Origin of the sequence: Nonomuraea mangrovi, assembly GCF_042681425.1 — a bacterium.
Classification (GTDB): Bacteria; Actinomycetota; Actinomycetes; order Streptosporangiales; family Streptosporangiaceae; genus Nonomuraea; species Nonomuraea mangrovi.
The window spans coordinates 43136-61405 of the sequence record NZ_JBHUFV010000077.1 but is presented as its reverse complement, the minus strand read 5'-3'; the positions used below and the strand labels follow the sequence as shown (position 1 = coordinate 61405).

The window sequence follows — 18270 nt, the reverse complement described above, 5'->3', positions numbered from 1 at the left end:
GGCCCCATTTTCACGCCTGCGCGGCGTCCCCTGGAAGGGTCAGGAGGACTTGTTCCACTTCGAGGTGGCGGGCGGCAGATGACAGACAGTGACGGTCAGGCCGGTCTCATCGGCGCATCCGGCCCTCGGCCTGCGGACGGCACCCCTGGTTTCGGGCGGTCTTACATCGAGTAGGCGCCGGAGGCGAGGGCGATGACGCCGACCACGGTCATCAGCAGCGCCGAGCCGGGGTGCATGGCGATCGAGATGCGGATGTCCTGCTTCTTCCAGGCGAGCCAGACGCCCGGGTAGAGGAAGACGAGCTTCGACAGGACCGTCCAAGGGGCCCAGAAGTGGTACACCGAGAAGAAGAAGGTGTTGAAGAACGGGGCCCACTTGCCGAGCTGCGGGAGGCGGGGCAGCAGGAAGCCGCGGAAGTAGTACTCCTCGAGCAGGGGCAGGGTGAAGCCGGTGAACGGTGCGCAGATGAGCAGCGTGGTGAGCACGAGGTCCTGCGAGTAGCCCTGGAGGTAGGCGGTGCCGTCGGGGCCGGCGCCCTGGTAGTCCACCCAGGTGAAGAACCAGTCGTAGACGATGTTGTCCAGCGGGGTCAGCGAGAGCGAGACCACGGTCATCCACACGAGGCACGCGGCCCCGAGCCAGAAGACCTTGCCGCGTGAGACCGGCTTGTCGCGGTAGTGGACGACGCCCTTCATCGTGAAGCGGCCGGTCTGCTTCTTGCCCAGCCACAGCAGGAATAGCTGGAGCGGGAAGAGCACAACCGCGAGAGCGATGGCCCACGCCAGGAAGATCGGGTAGTCGATCGCCCGGACCAGAGGGGCGGCGATGAACGCGTACACGGCGACGATGACCGCGCCGGGCACCAGGTGCAGTGCGATGGAGAACGGGACGGAGTGACGGTCGGCGAGGAGCTTCGCGACGAAGCCTTTCGGCTGGTCGCCCTGGGTGTCGGCCGGGGGGCGCATTTCTGTGTCCATGCCGAGAATGGTGGCCCCGCGACCTGACACGGACCTGATATCGCTCTGACACGGCTTCGAGTCGACGTGAAAGGCGCAGGTCACACGCGCGCCCGTCGGGTGACAGCAGCCGGGTCCAGCTCGTCGCCTTCACGGAAGCGGCCGCTGCCACCGCTCGGGCGCCACGGGGCCCTGCCGCGGCCGGCGGGGATGCGCGACGGGCAAGAAGGTGGGGTGGAGCCGTTCCGTCACCGTTGATCGACGTGTTCTTGCTCGGCGGCCGCGGCGTAGGCGGCCTCGAGACGCTCGAACGGGCCTGGACCGCTGTGCGGCTTCGGCGGGGCGCCGAGGTGGCGGACGCGAAGCTCGTCCATGAGCTCCTCGATGAACGCCGGACCCTCATCGCGCATGAGCTGCTGTCGGCTCCGGAGCTCGTCGCTGCCCGGGCGCCAGTCGAGGCCCCAGTTGCCGAGGGCGTAGATGATCGGAAGAGTCTGGATGCCGGCTTCAGTGAGGCTGTAGCGAGCGCGCTGCCCCCGCGCGGCGGTGCCGCGGGTGAGGATCCCTGCGTTGACGAGCCGCACGAGGCGGTCGGCGAGGATGTTCGAAGCGATGCCCTCGATCGACCCGGTGAGCAGCGCCCGAAAGTAGCGGCGGTCGCCGAAGATGACGTCGCGCAGCACGAGCAACGACCAGCGATCTCCGAGCACCTCGACGGTGGCGTTGATCGGACACCCGGACCGTGGTTCCACGATGCCTCCTTGACAGGTATTTCACCCTACGTATAGTAGTTGCAGAATGCAATCACTCTTGGAAAGAAGAGCTGATGGGCCGCTTCGTCTATTCGATGCAGGTGTCCCTCGACCTGCGGATCGAGCAAGTTCCTGGGGACAACGGTGCCGGCGAGTGGCTGCGCATCGACGAGGAACTGCACCGCGAGTGCAACGCGCTGACGCAGGAGCTCGCGCTCATGGTCCAGGGCCGGGTCTACTACGAGGTCATGGAGGAGTACTGGCCACGAGCGCCCGAGGACGCGTCGCTGCCGGACTACATGCGTGAGTACGGCGAGATCTGGACCGCCAAGCCCAAGGTACTTGTCTCCCGCACCCGCCGCAGCGCCGATCACAACACCCGGATCATCGGCGGAGACGACGCGATCGAGCAACTCGCCGCCCTGCGGGCCGGGACCGAAGGCAGCATCAGTGTGGGCGGCGCGGCACTCGCGATGCAGCTGCTCCGGGCGGGGCTTCTCGACGAGCTGCTGCTCTTCACCCATCCCGAGATCCTCGGCTTCGGCAGACCGCTGTTCGACGACGACGACGTGCCGATCGAGCTCGACCTGCTCGAGCAGCGATCGTTCAAGCAGGGCGTCACGATGCATCGCTACGCCCTCCGGGACGCAAGGGAGGCGAGCCCGTGCTGAGGCAGGTCGCAGAGGGTGTGCTGGTCCACGAGAGCGAGTTCGTGCAGAGCAACGCCGTTGTGGTGCGGGGCCGGGCCGGCGTGTTGCTCATCGACCCAGGCGTGACCGGCTCCGAGATCGACTGCCTCGCGAACGACCTTCGCGAGTTGGGTCAGCCCGTTGTGGCAGGGTTCTCCACGCATCCGGATTGGGACCACCTGCTCTGGCACGCCCGGCTCGGCGAGGCGCCCCGTTACGGCACGGCGCGCTGCGCGGCCACTGTCCGAGATCGGCTGTCGGACGCAGATGCGAAGGCCCGCATCGCCGACCACCTGCTCGAGACGGAAATCGCCGGGCAGGTACCGCTGGACCTACTCGGCCTCATTACCGGCCTGCCCGCCGAAACCGCGCAGATTCCTTGGGATGGCCCTCAAGTCCGGATCATCGAGCATCAGGCGCATGCCCCGGGCCACGCGGCGCTGCTGATCGAGGAACGTGGGGTTCTCGTCGCCGGCGACATGCTTTCCGATGTCCTGATTCCGATGCTCGACCTGAACGACACCGCGGACCCGATCGAGGACTACCTCGCCGCGCTGCGGCTGCTCGAGGGCGTGGCGAGCGACGTCGACGTCGTCGTCCCCGGCCACGGTTCCGTCGGCGGATCCGACCAGGTACAGGCACGGATCGACCGGGATCGGGCGTACGTACTCGCGTTGCGGAACGGCCAAGTCCCCGCCGACCCACGGGTCGGCCCATCGGCCAAGCCCGGCTGGGAGTGGGTGAGCGACGTGCACGAAGGGCAACTCCAGCGCCTCGCCCAATGAAGCGAGCGCGACGGGGCGCCCCGTCAGCGATCGGTGTGCGACACAGCCGGTGCGCGGAGGTCGCCGGTCGAGATCTGGGGCGGCCTTGCCGAGGGCTCCTTGGCAGACCGCCGCGGGTGGCGGCGGTCGTGGACGGAGTCGAGTACGACCCGGCGGACATCACACGCTTCGACGGCCAGATGCCGACCTTCGTCGCCGACGGCTCGCCCGAACGGATCCTGGCCGACGCCGACGAACGGCCGTCTACCGCTGGGAAGCGCGAGTGAAGCGGAGGTCGGCAGCCGTGGTGATCTTGCGGTAGGTGCGCTTGTCGACGAATCGCATGCTGTCACCCGAGCAGGTGAACGCCGCGTTCTTGACCAGCGGCGTGTCATAGAACCCGTCCTCCAACCCCGACAGCAGAGGCACGGGGTCGCCCACCGGCTGCGTGGAGGGGATGAAGTTCCCCGTCTCACCGGCGTTGCCGGAGGCACCCTTGGCGATCATGGCCACCCTGCCCTTGGTGTCGCCGACCACCTTGGCACGCATCGTGAGCACTCCGGAGTACTGATGCCAGCCCCGCAGATCCTCCACGCCACCGGTCCGGGTGAAGGAGGTCTTCTTCGAGCCGGTGAAGGTGTACTTCACGCTGGTCGCGGAGAGCACCATCTTGATCAGCGGCTTGCCTTTGTGCACGGTCGTCTCGACCCCGCCCTCGGGCAGCGTTTCCCTGTCCACGACCTTCATCGCCGTCAGCGTCCACGTCCCGGCGTAGCAGGCGGTCGCGGCCGCTGCGGGAGCGGCCGTCAGCGACCCGGCGAACAAGGCGGCACACATCACGATCTTCATGGTCGGATCCTAGAGGCGATGCGCGTCCGTTCGCGGCCCAGCCCCCTCACGTACGGCTCCGCGCCGAGAACAGGCGCTGGAGCAGGATGAACACGAAGAGCAGGAGACCGATGAAGATCTTGGTCCACCACGAGCTGAGCGTGCCCTCGAAGCTGATGACCGTCTGGATCAGGCCGAGCACCAGCACGCCCAGCACGGTGCCGAGCAGGAAGCCTGAGCCACCGGTCAGCAGCGTGCCGCCGATGACGACGGCCGCGATGGCGTCCAGTTCCATGCCGACGGCGTGCAGGCCGTAGCCCGACAGCATGTAGAACGACAGCAGCACCCCGCCGAGCGCCGAGCAGAAGCCGCTGATCGTGTAGACCGCGATCTTCGTCCGGCCCACGGGCAGGCCCATGAGCAGCGCCGACTGCTCGCTGCCGCCGGTGGCGTACGTGGAGCGGCCCAGCCTGGTGTAGTGCAGGACGTAGGCGGCGGCGAGCACGACCACCACCGCGATGATCACACTCGGCGAGACCCACAGGTCGGCGCCCAGCTCGATCCTGGTCTGCGCGAACGCGGTGAAGGTCGGGTCGGTGATCGGGATCGACTCGGTGCCGATCGTGTAGCACAGGCCGCGGGCCAGGAACATCCCGGCGAGCGTGACGATGAACGGCTGGATGTCGAAGGCGTGGACGATGTACCCCATCACCGCCCCGAGCGTGGAGCCGATCAGCAGCACCAGGGGGATCACCAGATACGGCGGCCAGCCGGGCCCCGCCATCAGGCTCGCGGAGATCATCGTGGACAGCGCCACGACCGAGCCGACCGACAGGTCGATGCCGCCTGTGAGGATCACGAACGTCATGCCGACCGCCACCACCAGCAGGAAGGCGTTGTCGACGAAGACGTTCATGAGGACCTGCCCGCTGGCGAACCCGTCGTAGCGGATGCCTCCTGCGACGAACATCGCCACGAACAGGCAGCCGGTGACGAGCACGGGGACGTACTTGGCGGGCATGGAGCGAGCCGCGCTCACGAGCGTGGTCATACGATCACCTCTGCCTTCTCCTCGGCCCGCGGGGCCGGCGCGGTCGTGCGCGGCCGTCGGGTGAAGGCCTTCTGGCGGAACGCCGGAGACTGGATGAGGCACACCACGGTCACCACGAGCGCCTTGAACAGCAGCGTGGTCTCCGGCGGCACGCCGACGGAGTAGATGGTCGTGGTGAGCGTCTGGATGACGAGTGCGCCGAGCACGGTCCCGCCGAGCGAGAAGCGTCCGCCCGACAGCGACGTCCCGCCGATCACCACGGCGAGGATGGCGTCCAGCTCGATCCAGAGCCCGGCGTTGTTGCCGTCGGCGCTGGAGACGTTCGAGCTGATCATGAGCCCGGCGATGCCCGCGCAGAGGGCCGCGAAGGCGTAGACCACCACGATGATCCCGCGTGCCCTGATGCCGGCGAGCCTGCTGGCCTCGGCGTTGCCGCCGACGGACTCGATGAGCATGCCGAGGGCCAGCCGCCGCGTGAGGAAGGCGGTCACCGCCAGGACCGCCAGCACCAGCAGGATCCCGAAGGGCACGGTCAGCCAGTAGCCGCCGCCGATGAGCTTGTAGGAGGGGTTGTTGATCGTGATGATCTGCCCGTCGGTGATCAGCTGGGCCAGACCGCGGCCTGCCACCATGAGGATCAGGGTCGCGATGATCGGCTGGATACCGACGCCCGCCACCAGGAATCCGTTCCACGCGCCGAGCGCGACCGCCAGGGCCAGCGCCGACGCGACCGCGCCGAACACGCTCGCGTCCTGGCTGATCTGCAGGCAGGCAAGCGCTCCGGAGATCGCCACCACCGAGCCGACGGACAGGTCGATGCCGCCGGTCGCGATGACCAGCGTCATCCCGAGCGAGACCAGGATCAGCGGGGCGCCGAACCGCAGGATGTCGATCAGGCTGCCGTAGAGGTGGCCGTCGCGCAGCTGGATCGACAGGAAGCTCGGCGTGAAGAGCACGTTGACGATCAGCAACACGGCCAGGACGAGCAGCGGCCAGAGCAGGCGCCTCATCCCGCTCCTCCGTTCCGGTGGCCCGGCCCGCCGTGCCCGGCGGGCGCTCCTCCGGCTCCGCTCGCGATGGTCTCCATGAGGATCTCCGTGGTGAGGGCGTCGTCGTTGGGCAGTTCGGCCACGAGCCGCCGGTCGCGCAGAACGCCGACCTTGTGGCTGAGCCGCAGCACCTCCTCGAGTTCGGCGGAGATGAACAGCACCGCCATGCCGCCGTCGGACAGCTGCGCGACCAGGCGCTGGATCTCGGCCTTGGCTCCGACGTCGATGCCCCGGGTGGGCTCGTCGAGGATCAGCAGCCTGGGCTCCAGGATCAGCCACCTGGCCAGCACGACCTTCTGCTGGTTGCCGCCACTGAGGTTGCGCACCAGGTGCTCGGGGTTGGCCGGGCTGATCTTCAGGGCCTTGATGTACCCGCCCACGAGGTCGTCCTGCTGGTCGCGCGGAACAGGCCTGGCCCAGCCGCGGGTGGCCTGCAGGGCCAGGATGATGTTCTCCCTGACCGTGAGGTCGGGGATCAGCCCGTCGCGCTTGCGGTTCTCCGAGCAGAAGGCGATCTTGTGGCCCATCGCGGCGCGCGGCGTGCGCAGCGCGACCGTCGAGCCGCCGACCGAGACCTCGCCGGCGTCCGCGTGATCGGCGCCGAAGAGCAGCCGAGCGACCTCGGTACGGCCGGAGCCCAGCAGGCCGGCGAGCCCGACGACCTCGCCCTCGTGGATGGTCAGCGTGAACGGTTCGACGGCCCCGCCGCGGCCGAGCCCGCGCGCCTCGACGAGGGGCCGGTCGAAGACCTTGACCTCGCCGTGCAGCTTCTCGAGCTCAGCCAGCTCCTGCCCGATCATCTTTCCGACGAGTGCGACCTGGCTGAGCTCGCTGGTGAGGTACTCGCCGACACGTCTGCCGTTGCGAAGGATCGTCATCCGGTCCGAGATCTCGTAGATCTGGTCGAGGAAGTGGGAGACGAAGAGGATCGCGATGCCCTCGGCCTTGAGCCTGCGCATCACCCTGAACAGCTGCTCGACCTCGCCGGCGTCCAGGCTGGAGGTGGGCTCGTCGAGGATCAGCACGCGGGCGTCGATGTCGATCGCGCGGGCGATGGCCACCATCTGCTGGACGGCCAGGGAGAAGCGCGACAGCGGGGCCGACACCTCGAGGTCGAGTTCCAGCCCGGCCAGCAGCTCGCGGGCCCTGGCACGCATCCGCTTCCAGTCGATGCGCCCCCTGCGGCGCGGCTCGCGGCCGATGAAGACGTTCTCCGCGACCGAGAGGTTCGTGCAGAGGTTGACCTCCTGGTAGACCGTGCTGATCCCGGCCTGCTGCGCCTCCAGCGGGCCGGCGAAGGCGACGTCCTTCCCTGCCAGCTCGATGGTTCCCGTGTCGACGGGGTGGACCCCGGTCAGCACTTTGATCAGCGTGGACTTGCCCGCGCCGTTCTCGCCCATGAGGGCGTGCACCTCGCCCGGCAGCAGCCGGAAGTCGACGCCGTCCAGCGCCTTCACGCCGGGGAACTGCTTGCCGATCCCGCTCATCCGCAGGATCGGCGCGGATTCGGCCATCCTCTCCTCTTTCTCGACTCGGACCTGGCGTCGTGACTGCCGTCTGCCTCGCGCGCCGGCGTGGCATCGCCCTGGCGGGTCCCCACCCCGAGCGCGGAGTGGGGACCCGCGGCACGCCTTCGCGTCAGCGCCCGCACCGGGCGGACGGCGTCAGTACTTGCGGCTGGGCAGCGCGGTCTTGGCCTGCTCCTGGGTGAACGTCGTCTCCTCTGTCACCACGCGGGCCTCGACGCTCTCTCCCTTGACGACCTTCTTGGCCAGGTCCATCAGCTGCGGGCCGAGCAGCGGGGAGCATTCGACGATGTAGTTGATCTTCCCGTCCGCGAGCGCCTGCATCCCGTCCTTGACCGCGTCGACCGTAATGATCTTGATGTCCTTGCCGGGGACCTTGCCCGCGCCCTCGATCGCCTCGATGGCACCCAGGCCCATGTCGTCGTTGTGCGCGTACAGCACGTCGATGTCAGGGTTGGACTTCAGGAAGGCCTCCATGACCTCCTTGCCCTTGGCCCTGGTGAAGTCGCCCGTCTGCGAGGCGATCACCTTGAACTTGGGGTCGGCCCCGATGATCTCGGCGAAGCCCGCCTTGCGGTCGTTGGCCGGAGCCGAGCCGGTGGTGCCCTGCAGTTCGACGATGTTCACCGGGTCGGTGGCGGACTTGTACTCCTCCACCAGCCACGTGCCCGCCTTGCGGCCCTCCTCCACGAAGTCCGAGCCGAGGAAGGTCTTGTACAGGCTGGTGTCCTTGGAGTCCACCGACCTGTCGGTGAGAATGACCGGGATCTTGGCGTCCTTGGCCTCCTTGAGCACGGTGTCCCAGCCCGACTCGACCACCGGGGAGAAGGCGATGACGTCCACCTTCTGCTGGATGTAGGAGCGGATCGCCTTGATCTGGTTCTCCTGCTTCTGCTGCGCGTCGGAGAACTTCAGCGTGATGCCGGCCTCCTTGGCCGAGTCCTGGACGGACTTGGTGTTGGCCGTGCGCCAGCCGCTCTCCGCGCCGACCTGGGAGAAGCCCATCGTGATCGTGCCGTCGCCCGAACCGCCGCCGGAGCCGCACGAGGCGACCGACATCGCGACCAGCCCGGTGAGCACCAGCACCGAGATCCTCTTCAACACGTGAGGGGTGTCCTTTCTGATGTGAGCGCTAACGCTCGCGCTCGGCGAGCCGCGCCCTCCTGCCGATCCTGTACGGCTATCGCCGGGCCGCGCTGGCCCGGGAGATGAGCGAGGGCGGCACCACGAGCCGCTGGAGCTCGTCGGTGCCCTCGATCTGTCTCAGGAGCACCTCGATGCTGTGCCTGCCCACCGCGCCGAAGTCCTGCCTGATGGTGGTGAGCGGAGGCGAGAAGAACTCCGACTCGGGGATGTCGTCGAATCCGACGACGCTCACCTGCTCGGGCACCGTCACCCCCAGCTCTGTGAACGCCCGCAGCACGCCCAGCGCCATCTGATCGTTGGCGACGAACACCGCGGTGACATCGGTGATCGCCGCCAGGCTGCGTCCCGCCTCGTAACCGGAGCGGGGACTCCAGTCGCCGAGCAGAGGCTTGGGCGCATCGCGACCCTTTCGCTCCAGCGCGGCGCGCCACCCGGACACGCGGCCCTCCGCCTCCAGCCAGTCCGACGGCCCGCGAACGTGCCACACGGTCTCGTGACCGAGCGCGAGCAGGTGCTCGGTGGCGAGCCTGCCGCCCTCCACCTGGTCGACGCAGACGACGGAGAGCCCGTCGGCCTCGCCGCCCTCCACCGCCACCATGGGCAGGTCGAGCCGCAGATCGGAGAGCGCCTGGCTCGCCGTCCACTGCGGGGCGACCACGACGATGCCGTCGACGCCCTGGTCGGCCAGGTAGTCGAGCGCGTCGCGCATCCCCGATCTGTCGATCGACTTGAGGCTGACGATGCTGATGAAGTAGCCGGCGGCCCTGGCGGCCTGCTCGATGCCGTAGACCGTGCTGGCGGGGCCGTACAGCGTGGTGTCGAAGCTGACCACGCCCAACGTCCTGGAGTGCCTGGTGACCAGCGCGCGGGCGACGAGGTTGCGGCGGTAGCCGAGCTTGTCGATCGCTTCGAGGACCCGGGTTCTGGTCTCGCCGCGCACGTTGGGGTGGTCGTTGAGCACGCGTGAGACCGTCTGGTGGGACACTCCCGCCTCCTCGGCCACGTCGGCCATCACGGGCGGACTGCGTCCCTGAGTCGATGCCACAGCGTTGCTCCTTCCTCGCTTGGCACAGACTGTGAACGCTAACAATAGGTGTCGTCAAGGGGCTGCTCGATTACGGTCCGGTTACACGAAACCTGATGGAAACACCCCTTGACGCGACGACCGCCGAGAGCCTTAACTGGTCACCGGTCTTCGCTTGTTAGCGCTAACATTCTCGGGAGGCTGTGCGAAGCCGTCCGCAGGCGGACCGAGGCCGCGCCGGTGGAGCGGCGGGTGGAGAGCCCCTCCCCCGCCTTCACCCGCACGCCCGCGGGCGCTCCGGGCCGAGTGGGCCTATGAGGCCATGCCCTGCGGCGCCGTGGAGTCACGAATCACCAGGTGGCAGGGCATGCGGTGCACGCCGGGCGTCGCCCTCCCCTCGAGGGCGGCTATGCGCGGGTCAGGCGGATCACGTTCCACGAGACGGGCGGGAGGGTGAGCTCGAGGGCGCCGCCGTCCAGGCGGGCCTCGTCGTTGCGCCGCGGCCTGACGGTGTCGGGCGCGTCGGCGGTGTTGCGGGCGTAGGGGTCGGGACCGGACAGGACGGTGGCCTCGGCGATCCGTACCGGGCCGAGCGCGCGCAGGTCGGCCGTCAGCGTGAGCGGCCGGTCGACCGAGCGGTTGACGGCGAACAGCGTGGTGGACTCGCCGTCATGGGTGGCGACGGCGTCGAGCGTGGCGACCTCGCCGTAGCGCTCGGTCTCGTGCGTGGGCGAGGCGACCTCGACGCGCAGCACGTCTCCTGCGGCGTGGCGGGAGGCCTGGGCGAACGGGTGGAAGGTGGTCTGCCGCCACGCCCGTCCGCCGGGCTCGGTCATGATCGGAGCGATGACGTTGACCAGCTGGGCCAGGCATGCGGAGGTCACCCTGTCGCTGTGGCGCAGCAGCGAGATCAGCAGGCCGCCGAGGGTCACCGCGTCGGCCAGGTGGTAGTGGTCCTCCAGCAGGCGCGGCGCGACCGGCCAGTCCCGCGGCGGTTCCGCGTTCTGGTAGCGGGACAGGTACCAGACGTTCCATTCGTCGAAGGAGATGTTGATCTTCTTGGTGGACTTCAGCCTGGCGCCGACGCTGTCGGCGGTGGCCACCACCGAGTCGATGAAGTGGTCCATGTCGACCGCGGAGGCCAGGAAGCCGGCCAGGTCGCCGTCGTGCTCCTCGTAGTAGGCGTGGCAGGAGACGAAGTCCACCACGTCGTAGGTCTCCTCCAGCACGGTGGCCTCCCATGCGCCGAAGGTCGGCATGCTCGATGCCGAGCTTCCGCAGGCCACGAGCTCCAGCCCCGGATCGAGCATGCGCATGGCCCTGGCGGTGGCGGCCGCCAGGCGCCCGTACTCGCGCGCGTCCTTGTGGCCGATCTGCCAGTGGCCGTCCATCTCGTTGCCCAGGCACCACATGCGGATGTCGTACGGCTCCTTGGCACCGTTGGCGACACGCAGGTCGGACAGGTGGGTGCCGGAGCCGATCGTGCAGTACTCGAGCAGGTCCACCGCCTCGGCGATGCCGCGCGTGCCCAGGTTGACCGCCATCATCGGCTCGAGTTCCGCCTTGCGCGTCCAGCGGACGAACTCGTCCAGCCCGAACTCGTTGGTCTCCGTACTGTGCCAGGCCAGGTCGAGCCTGCGCGGCCGGTGCTCGCGCGGCCCGATGCCGTCCTCCCAGCGGTAGCCGGAGACGAAGTTCCCGCCTGGGTAGCGGGCCGTGGTGACGCCCAGCTCGCGGGTCAGCTCCAGCACGTCGCGCCGGAATCCGTCCTCGTCGGCGGTGGGGTGGCCGGGTTCGTACAGGCCGGTGTAGACGCACCGGCCCAGGTGCTCGACGAAGGTGCCGAACGTTCGCCGATGGACGGGCGCAAGGCGGAAGGCGGGGTCCAGCGTGACATGAGCGGTCAGCACGAACGTCTCCTCGCGTATGTTAGCGTTAACATCTTGCTCGCTTGGATGAGAGTGTCAGCACTCCGGCCGCCGCCGTCAAGCACGAGTTCCATCATGATCCGCTTTCCCTGGTCAGGGGCGTGCGGCCGTCGGCGGCACGCCCCTGACGACGGGACCGTCACGTACCGTGCGCGGGACCGTCCGCCGCGCGCCCCGTTGAGGACGCCGTCAACTGCGCGCTCCGGAGACGATCCTGTCGACCAGCCGCGACACCAGCCGCGTCCGTTCGACGAGCGCGGCGACGTCGGCCCACTCGTGCCTGGTGTGGGCGCCGTCGCCGACGGCTCCGAGTCCGTCGAGTGTGTCGACGCCGAGGCCCGCGGTGATGTTGCCGTCGGAGCCGCCGCCGACGTGAGCGCCTTCGAGGAGCGGCGACCCGAGCTCGACGGCCACCTGCCGCGCGAGGGCGAACAGCCGCGCCGACGCCTCCGGCTCCAGCGGCGGGCGGTTGATCCCGCCGCGCAGCTCGATGCCGACGCCGGGCACCGGGCTGGTCAGCGCCCGCATCGCCTTGTCGACGCGCTCCTGCTCCGCGATCGTCGCCGCCCGCACGTCGACCAGCAGCGAAGCCTGGTCGGGGACGGTGTTGGACGTCGTCCCCGCCGAGGCGACCGTCGGCGTGACGGTCGTCCCCGCGAGGGGGTCGGCGAGGTCCACGATCGCGAGCACGGCGTGGGCGAGCGCCACGCAGGCGTTGGCCCCCTTGTCCGGCTCCAGGCCCGCGTGGGCGGCGCGGCCGCTGAACAGCACGTGGTAGTCGGAGACTCCCTTGCGCGCGGTCTTGAGCCTGCCCTCGCTGCTCGCTTCGAGCACGAGCACCGCCCCGGTACGGCGCGCCGCCGCCTCGATGACCGGCCTGCTGTCGGGCGAGCCGAGCTCCTCGTCGGAGGTGACGAGCAGGGCGGCCCTGTCGCGGTGCTCGGCTCCCGCCATCGCGTGCAGCGCCTGCACCAGCCCGGCCTTCATGTCGAAGACGCCGGGCCCGTAGACCCGCCCGCCGGCCAGCCGGTACGGCACCTCGGCGAGCGTCCCGAGAGGGTGGACCGTGTCGAGGTGGCCCAGGAGCAGCACCGCGGGATCGTCGGTCCCGAACCACAGGACCGGTTTTCCACCGGCCTCGGAGCGGACCGGCGCCGCGCCCAGCCGCTCCGCGCCGATCTCGGCCAGCACGTCGGCGCACCGGTGCAGCGCGCTGACGTTCGAAGAGGGCGACTCGCAGCGGACCAGCCGCTCGAGATCCGCCAGCATCGGCTCGTCCATGGACGTCCTCCTTCCTCCGGTGTCCGTCACGACTCGCCGAGCAGTCCCCACTGCTCGGTGTTGTAGGTCGGGAAGCCCAGGCTGTTCTCGCGGATGTTGCCGAGCTTCGCGTCGTAGGCGAGAAAGGACCTGTTCTGGTAGAGCGGCAGGACCGCGTAGTCCGACGAGACGATCTTGTCGGCCTCCTGCAGCTTCTTCGTCGCCGTCTGCGTGCTCGTGGCCGACAGCGCCTCGTCGAGCAGCGTGTCGACCTGGGGGTTGCCGTAGTTGTTGAGGTTGAACCGGCAGAAGGTCACTCCTTCTTCGCAGCTCAGGTAGTACGGGATGTTGCTGGTCGCGGTGAAAGGCGACTGCGACACCGTGCCGACGGTCATGGCCCAGTTCCCCTCCTGCACGGCCTCGACCGTGTTGGACACGGTCGCGACCTGCACCTCGACACCCAGCGGCGCGAGTGCCGCCTTGACCAGTTGGGCCTCGCTGGCACGCAGCTTGTCACCGGCCTGGACCGCGAAGCGCAACGTGGGAACGGCCTTGCCGTCGGGCGCGACGAGCTTCGAGCCGACACCGGTGTAGCCGGCGTCCTCCAGCGTCTTCCTGGCCTTGCCCGCGTCGCCGATGCCGTACTCGAACTCGCTCACCGTGTCGGTGTAGCCGGGAGCACCGCTGAGGAACATGTGGCTGCGCAGCGGTTGCGCCGTGTCGTCGAACTGGCCGATCGTCTTGTCGATCAGATCCTGGACGCTCACCGCCTGGAAGATCGCTTTGCGCAACGCCACGTCCTTCAGCGCGGGTGCGTTGAGGTTCAGCCAGATTTGGTGGACCGAGGCGCTCGGCGACACCTGGTAGCGAACCGCGGGTAGCTCGTCGACCTGCTGGACGATGTCGACCTGCGGGTTGGGGTAGATGACGTCGACCTCCTCGTTCGCCAGCGACGTCGGCTGCTGCGAGACGTCCGTGATGAGGCGGAAGACCAGCTTGTCGAGATTCGGCGGCTTGCCGAACCACTTCTCGTTGCGGACCATCACCACCGAACCGTCGGCGGTGAACTCCTGGATCCTGAACGGCCCCGCGGAGAACTTCGGGACCGACGTGGCGAAGCCCTCGTTGAAGCTCTTCTCCAGACCGGCGGCGGTGTCGATCGGCCCGTAGGTCTTCGCGACGTGCGCCGGCAGGAACGGCGAGAACAACGCCCTCCAGTCCACGTACGGCCGGTCGAACACGACGGTGACGGTCCTGCCCTGGTCCGAGCCCGTGACCGAGGTGATCCGGTCGTAGCCGGCGGTGTTGCCGGCCTGGCACTTCTGGCACTGGCGCGGGTCGAGGGCCCGCCAGGTGTAGACGAAGTCGTCCGCCGAGATCGGCTGCCCGTCGGACCAGACCGCCTTCGGGTCGATCGTGTACTTGATCGTCTGCGGCGAGTCGGAGACCTTCTCCGCGCTCGTCACGAGCGTCTCGTTGCGGACGACCGAACCGTCCGGCCTGATCATGAAGACGCCCGGCAGCAGCACGCTGGAGATGTCGATCACCGAGTACGTCGCGCCGCCGGTGTTCAGGACGTTCCAGTTCGAGATCGGATAGGTGATCGTGTAGGTCACCGTCCCGCCGGTGCCGACCGTGGCGGTGTTCGCCGTGTTGACATCACCCGTGACGCGGCCGTCGCCGGTCGTCGTCGTGCCGCCACCGCCGCCCGCGCAGGCGGCGAGCAGCAATGCCAGGGCGCTTGTCGTCAGAGCCAGTGGTACGTCCTGCGAAAAGCCATGGTCGGCTCCCGGGGGTGAGGAGGATCAGGGGCGCTCGCCGCGCAGCTGCGCGACGGCTTCGGCGGCCGCCCACCCGATCAGGGCGTCGAGGTGCGGGGCGTTGGGGGTGGGGTCGTCGGTCCGGGTGAACACCCCCACGGCGTACCTGCCGCCGTCGGGGAACTCGACCACGCCGACCTCGTTGCGGACCAGCGGAAGGGTGCCGGTCTTGCCGCTGACCAGGATGTCGTCCGCGGGAAATCCGCTGGTCAGCCGGTGCGGCCAGATCTGGTCGCCCATCCAGCCGCGTACCAGGGCGCAGGCCTGCGGGTCGGCGGCCTCGTCACGCCAGATCGCGGCCAGCAGCCGGGTGATCTCCTCGGGTGTCGTCCGGCAGGTCTGCTCCGGCGCCAGCGCCCGCAGCGCCTGGAGGCGCTCCAGCGGCATCCCTTGCAGTTGACGTTCGTCGTCGATGTAGGAGATGCCGAGGTCCTCGTCGATACCGGCCAGGATCTCGGCGCAGTTCTGCGGCACGGCGGTGGCGGTGAGGCCAAGCCCCGCCAGCAGCGCAGCCACCCGGTCCTTGCCGACCCGGTCGATGACGAGGTCGGTGGCCACGTTGTCGCTGATGACCATCATCAGGTGGGCGAGGTCGCGGTAGGAGACGAGGACGGGGTCGCGGTGCGCGGCCAGACCGAACGGCGAGGGCACCGTGCCCTCGTCAGGAACAACGACCCGCTCGGTGAGGTCGACCTCGCCGCTCACGCACTGGCGGGCCAGCTCCAGCGCCACCGGCACCTTGAGCACCGAGGCGGTGACGACCGGTGTGCTCTCGCCGACGCCGACCGTCCTGCCGCTGCCGAGATCCCGCGCGTGCAGCCAGATGCCCGCGCCGAGTGAGCGCGCGTGGTCGCGGATCCGCTCGGGTGTCGCCGCTCTGGCGGTGGCCGGGGTCCGCAGGCGGGTCTCGGCCGAGCGCAGGTGGTCGACGGCCAGCCTGCCGAGCGTGCCCACGCACGCGTCGGCCGCGGGCCGGCGGTACTCGTGGTCGTCGCTCCGCACGAACACCGCGACCGCGTACCGCCTGCCGCCGTCCTCGACGACGCCGACCTCGTTGCGCCAGAAGCGGAGGGTGCCGGTCTTGGCGCTGACCTGCGCGCCGGGCTCGGTGAACCCGCTGCGCAGCCGGTGCGGCCAGGCCTGCAGGCCGAGGATGCGCCGCATCTCGGCGCACTGCTCGGGGCCGGCCGCCTCGTCGTTCCAGATGGCGGCGAGCAGCCGGGTGATCTCTCGGGGCGTGCCGGACTGCAGGGCACGTTCCGGGTCGACCGCTCGCGCGGCGCGCAGCGTCTCGGGATCGCCCTCGCCGCCCGGCACGTCCTCCTCCATCATCCGGTAGAGGTCGTCGCAGGTGCCGTCGACACGGGTCCCGGTCAGGCCCAGCTCGCGCAGGGTGGCGTTGATCGACTCGGTGCCCAGCAGGTTGACGAGGATGTCGGTGGCGGCGTTGTCGCTGACGCTCATCATCCAGTAGGCCAGGTCGCGCAGCGAGATCTCGATCGGGTCGGCCATCACCGACAGTCCGGTGGGACCGGCCGAGCGGCCCTCGACCGGGACGTCGACGCGCGCGCCGGGGTCGAGGCGCCCGTCGCCGAAGCGGCGGAACAGCTCGACCAGCACGGGGATCTTGAAGACGCCGGCCAGCACCACGAGCCCGTCCTCGCCGTAGCCGGCCTCCTTGCCGCTGTCCAGGTCGACGGCGTGCACCCAGGCTCGCGCGCCGACGGCGCCGAGGACCTGTTCCGCCTGCTGCTTCACGGGTGGCTCCTGTCGTCTCAGCGCCCGCGCCGCAGTGCGCGGCCGGGCAGAAGTCCGGTGGGCACGCCGTCGGCGAGCGCGGTCTGTCCGTTGACCACCACGTGCCGGACACCGGTCGCGTACTGGTGCGGCTCCTCGTACGTCGCCAGATCGGCGACCGTGCCGGGGTCGAACACGACGATGTCGGCGTAGTGGCCGGGGGCGAGCAGGCCGCGATCACGCAGGCCGAGGTTGCCTGCCGGCAGGCTGGTCATCCGGCGCACGGCCTCGCCCAGGGTGAGCAGCGACTGCTCGCGGACGTACCTGCCGAGGATGCGGGCGAACGTCCCGTAGGCCCGCGGATGGGTGGGGGCGTCGGCGTCCGGCGACTCGACCGCGAAGGTCGGGGCGTCGGAGCCGACCGAGACCCACGGGTTGCGCAGCGCTGTGCGCAGCGCCTCCTCATCCATCATGAAGTACATGGCGTGCAGCGCCGGCTCCTGCTCGACCAGCTTGAGCAGCATCTCCACCGGCTCGGTGCCGTCCGCGTCCGCCGCCTGCAGGAGGCTGAGCCCCCGGTACTCGGCCGCCGGCCCGTTCGGGTCGGGCAGCAGCATGACTCCGCTCGCGCCGCCCGTGGCCAGGTAGAGGTTCTCCCAGCGCTCCGACGGGGCCTCGACGGCCGCGCGGATGCGCGCCCGTTCGGCCGGGTCGGCCAACCTGGCAGCGAGTGCCTCGTGGCCGCCGTCATGGAAGTCCGGCGGGATCGACGCGGCGAGCTGCGTCTGCCCGGCGAGATAGGGGTAGATGTCGGCGGTCACGGGCCGGCCCGCCGCCCGGGCGGCCTCGACACGCTCGACGGCTCGCGCCATCTTCGGCCAGTTGCGCCGTCCTGCGGTCTTGAGGTGGTAGATCTCCGCGTGCAGCTCGGCCCGGCGGCCGATCTCGATCAGCTCGTCGACGGCGTCGAGGAAGTGGTCGCCCTCGCTGCGCATGTGCGAGATGTACATGCCGTCGTGCCGGGCGACCACCTCGCACAGTGCCACCAGCTCGTCGGTCGAGGCGAAACACCCCGGCGGGTAGATGAGCGCCGACCCCAGCCCCAGGGCGCCGTCGGCCATCTCCTCGTCGAGGATGCCCCGGACCCGCGAGAGCTCCGCCGCGGTCATCGGCCGGTCGTCCGCGCCTGCCCCGATCATGCGCAGGTTGTGCGCGCCGACGAAGCTCGCGACGTTCTGGACCACTCCCTTGCCCTCGAGGTGGGCGAGGAACTCCGACAGCCGTTCCCACACCAGCGGCGGATCGCCGGGCTCGACGAACGTCGCTTCGAGCTCGGCCCTGACGGCCGGCGTCAAGGGACCGATCGAGACGCCCTCGCCGAACACCTGCGTGGTCACGCCCTGGTACAGGTCGGACAGGCCGCGGCCGTCCTTCTCCAGGGTGAAGTAGGCGTGGCTCAGCACGTTCACGAAACCGGGCGCCACCACCAGACCGGTGGCGTCGAGCACGGGCGTGTCGTGCCCGCCCGCGCCGGGCTCGACGGCGACGATCCGGTCACCGTCGACGAGGACGTCGGCAACACGGCCTGGGCCGCCGTTGCCGTCATGGACTGTGCCACCGCGAATCACCAGCGTCGTCGACATGCGAGCATCCTGCGCCGACGGGGGGCTCCGGCAGTTCATTCGATCCGACGAACTCGTCGGAGATCTTACGTCGCTTTCGACGAAGTACCGGGCGGCC

General features: G+C 69.5%; 16 protein-coding genes and 1 pseudogene. 3 read left to right on the top strand and 14 right to left on the bottom strand.

The annotated features are described in order from the left end of the window. Positions 1–48: 48 nt before the first annotated feature. The 3 genes and pseudogenes from ACFSKW_RS54975 to ACFSKW_RS46250 all read right to left on the bottom strand — a co-directional run. Positions 49–123 (bottom strand): annotated as a pseudogene (locus tag ACFSKW_RS54975) (ISAzo13-like element transposase-related protein); the annotation flags it as partial. Between the two features lie 38 nt (positions 124–161). After that, entirely contained in the window at positions 162–977 is an 816-nt protein-coding gene (locus ACFSKW_RS46255) for a CPBP family glutamic-type intramembrane protease (protein ID WP_379580979.1), read from the bottom strand. A gap of 227 nt (positions 978–1204) precedes the next feature. Continuing rightward, positions 1205–1708, bottom strand: a complete 504-nt coding sequence (locus tag ACFSKW_RS46250) for a winged helix-turn-helix transcriptional regulator (RefSeq protein ID WP_379580978.1) — start codon at positions 1706–1708, stop codon at positions 1205–1207. 74 nt (positions 1709–1782) lie between these two features. Between ACFSKW_RS46250 and ACFSKW_RS46245 the strand changes: the two genes are divergently transcribed. From ACFSKW_RS46245 to ACFSKW_RS46235, 3 genes are all read left to right on the top strand, one after another. Further along, positions 1783–2379 carry a dihydrofolate reductase family protein gene (locus ACFSKW_RS46245; protein ID WP_379580977.1) on the top strand — a complete coding sequence of 199 codons (597 nt, stop codon included), beginning with the start codon at positions 1783–1785 and terminating at the stop codon, positions 2377–2379. After that, positions 2373–3182, top strand: a complete 810-nt coding sequence (locus ACFSKW_RS46240; RefSeq protein ID WP_379580976.1) for an MBL fold metallo-hydrolase — start codon at positions 2373–2375, stop codon at positions 3180–3182. The genes ACFSKW_RS46245 and ACFSKW_RS46240 overlap by 7 nt, the downstream gene beginning before the upstream one ends. Before the next feature lie 128 nt (positions 3183–3310). Next, complete coding sequence (locus ACFSKW_RS46235; RefSeq protein WP_379580975.1) at positions 3311–3448, top strand: hypothetical protein; 138 nt, start codon at positions 3311–3313, stop codon at positions 3446–3448. On the opposite strand, the gene ACFSKW_RS46230 is transcribed toward ACFSKW_RS46235, so the two are convergent. The 11 genes from ACFSKW_RS46230 to ACFSKW_RS46180 all read right to left on the bottom strand — a co-directional run bounded on the left by ACFSKW_RS46230 (position 3426) and on the right by ACFSKW_RS46180 (position 18173). Beyond that, the gene (locus tag ACFSKW_RS46230; protein ID WP_379580974.1) at positions 3426–4010 is read right to left on the bottom strand and encodes a hypothetical protein; all 585 of its coding nucleotides are present in this window, start codon (positions 4008–4010) and stop codon (positions 3426–3428) included. The two genes, ACFSKW_RS46235 and ACFSKW_RS46230, sit on opposite strands and share 23 nt — an antisense overlap. Positions 4011–4056: 46 nt before the next feature. Next, entirely contained in the window at positions 4057–5040 is a 984-nt protein-coding gene (gene yjfF / locus ACFSKW_RS46225) for a galactofuranose ABC transporter, permease protein YjfF (protein ID WP_379580973.1), read from the bottom strand. Next, positions 5037–6050, bottom strand: coding sequence for an ABC transporter permease (locus ACFSKW_RS46220; RefSeq protein WP_379580972.1), 1014 nt, complete (start codon positions 6048–6050; stop codon positions 5037–5039). Before ACFSKW_RS46220 ends, yjfF begins: the two co-directional genes overlap by 4 nt. Continuing rightward, entirely contained in the window at positions 6047–7603 is a 1557-nt protein-coding gene (locus tag ACFSKW_RS46215) for a sugar ABC transporter ATP-binding protein (RefSeq protein ID WP_379580971.1), read from the bottom strand. Before ACFSKW_RS46215 ends, ACFSKW_RS46220 begins: the two co-directional genes overlap by 4 nt. Before the next feature lie 150 nt (positions 7604–7753). Then, positions 7754–8719 carry an ABC transporter substrate-binding protein gene (locus ACFSKW_RS46210; RefSeq protein ID WP_379580970.1) on the bottom strand — a complete coding sequence of 322 codons (966 nt, stop codon included), beginning with the start codon at positions 8717–8719 and terminating at the stop codon, positions 7754–7756. A 76-nt stretch (positions 8720–8795) separates the two neighbouring features. Beyond that, positions 8796–9773, bottom strand: a complete 978-nt coding sequence (locus tag ACFSKW_RS46205; protein WP_379580982.1) for a LacI family DNA-binding transcriptional regulator — start codon at positions 9771–9773, stop codon at positions 8796–8798. Between the two features lie 419 nt (positions 9774–10192). Next, positions 10193–11695, bottom strand: coding sequence for an arabinosylfuranosidase ArfA (gene arfA, locus ACFSKW_RS46200; RefSeq protein ID WP_379580969.1), 1503 nt, complete (start codon positions 11693–11695; stop codon positions 10193–10195). A 207-nt stretch (positions 11696–11902) separates the two neighbouring features. Further along, positions 11903–12994: a M20 family metallopeptidase gene (locus tag ACFSKW_RS46195; RefSeq protein WP_379580968.1), complete on the bottom strand. Its 1092-nt coding sequence runs from the start codon at positions 12992–12994 to the stop codon at positions 11903–11905. Between the two features lie 26 nt (positions 12995–13020). Beyond that, complete coding sequence (locus ACFSKW_RS46190; RefSeq protein ID WP_379580967.1) at positions 13021–14703, bottom strand: ABC transporter family substrate-binding protein; 1683 nt, start codon at positions 14701–14703, stop codon at positions 13021–13023. A gap of 75 nt (positions 14704–14778) precedes the next feature. Continuing rightward, positions 14779–16551 carry a serine hydrolase gene (locus tag ACFSKW_RS46185; protein WP_379580966.1) on the bottom strand — a complete coding sequence of 591 codons (1773 nt, stop codon included), beginning with the start codon at positions 16549–16551 and terminating at the stop codon, positions 14779–14781. A 17-nt stretch (positions 16552–16568) separates the two neighbouring features. Continuing rightward, on the bottom strand, positions 16569–18173 hold the full coding sequence (locus ACFSKW_RS46180) for an N-acyl-D-amino-acid deacylase family protein (protein ID WP_379580965.1): 1605 nt from the start codon (positions 18171–18173) through the stop codon (positions 16569–16571). Positions 18174–18270: the final 97 nt, after the last annotated feature.

Excerpts from the sequence above, each read along its gene's own strand:
- ACFSKW_RS46230 (WP_379580974.1), bottom strand. The coding sequence starts at position 4,010 with ATGAAGATCGTGATGTGTGCCGCCTTGTTCGCCGGGTCGCTGACGGCC.
- yjfF (WP_379580973.1), bottom strand. The coding sequence starts at position 5,040 with ATGACCACGCTCGTGAGCGCGGCTCGCTCCATGCCCGCCAAGTACGTC.
- ACFSKW_RS46215 (WP_379580971.1), bottom strand. The coding sequence starts at position 7,603 with ATGGCCGAATCCGCGCCGATCCTGCGGATGAGCGGGATCGGCAAGCAG.
- ACFSKW_RS46180 (WP_379580965.1), bottom strand. The coding sequence starts at position 18,173 with ATGTCGACGACGCTGGTGATTCGCGGTGGCACAGTCCATGACGGCAAC.
- ACFSKW_RS46255 (WP_379580979.1), bottom strand. The coding sequence starts at position 977 with ATGGACACAGAAATGCGCCCCCCGGCCGACACCCAGGGCGACCAGCCG.
- ACFSKW_RS46245 (WP_379580977.1), top strand. The coding sequence starts at position 1,783 with ATGGGCCGCTTCGTCTATTCGATGCAGGTGTCCCTCGACCTGCGGATC.
- ACFSKW_RS46195 (WP_379580968.1), bottom strand. The coding sequence starts at position 12,994 with ATGGACGAGCCGATGCTGGCGGATCTCGAGCGGCTGGTCCGCTGCGAG.
- ACFSKW_RS46220 (WP_379580972.1), bottom strand. The coding sequence starts at position 6,050 with ATGAGGCGCCTGCTCTGGCCGCTGCTCGTCCTGGCCGTGTTGCTGATC.
- ACFSKW_RS46205 (WP_379580982.1), bottom strand. The coding sequence starts at position 9,773 with ATGGCCGACGTGGCCGAGGAGGCGGGAGTGTCCCACCAGACGGTCTCA.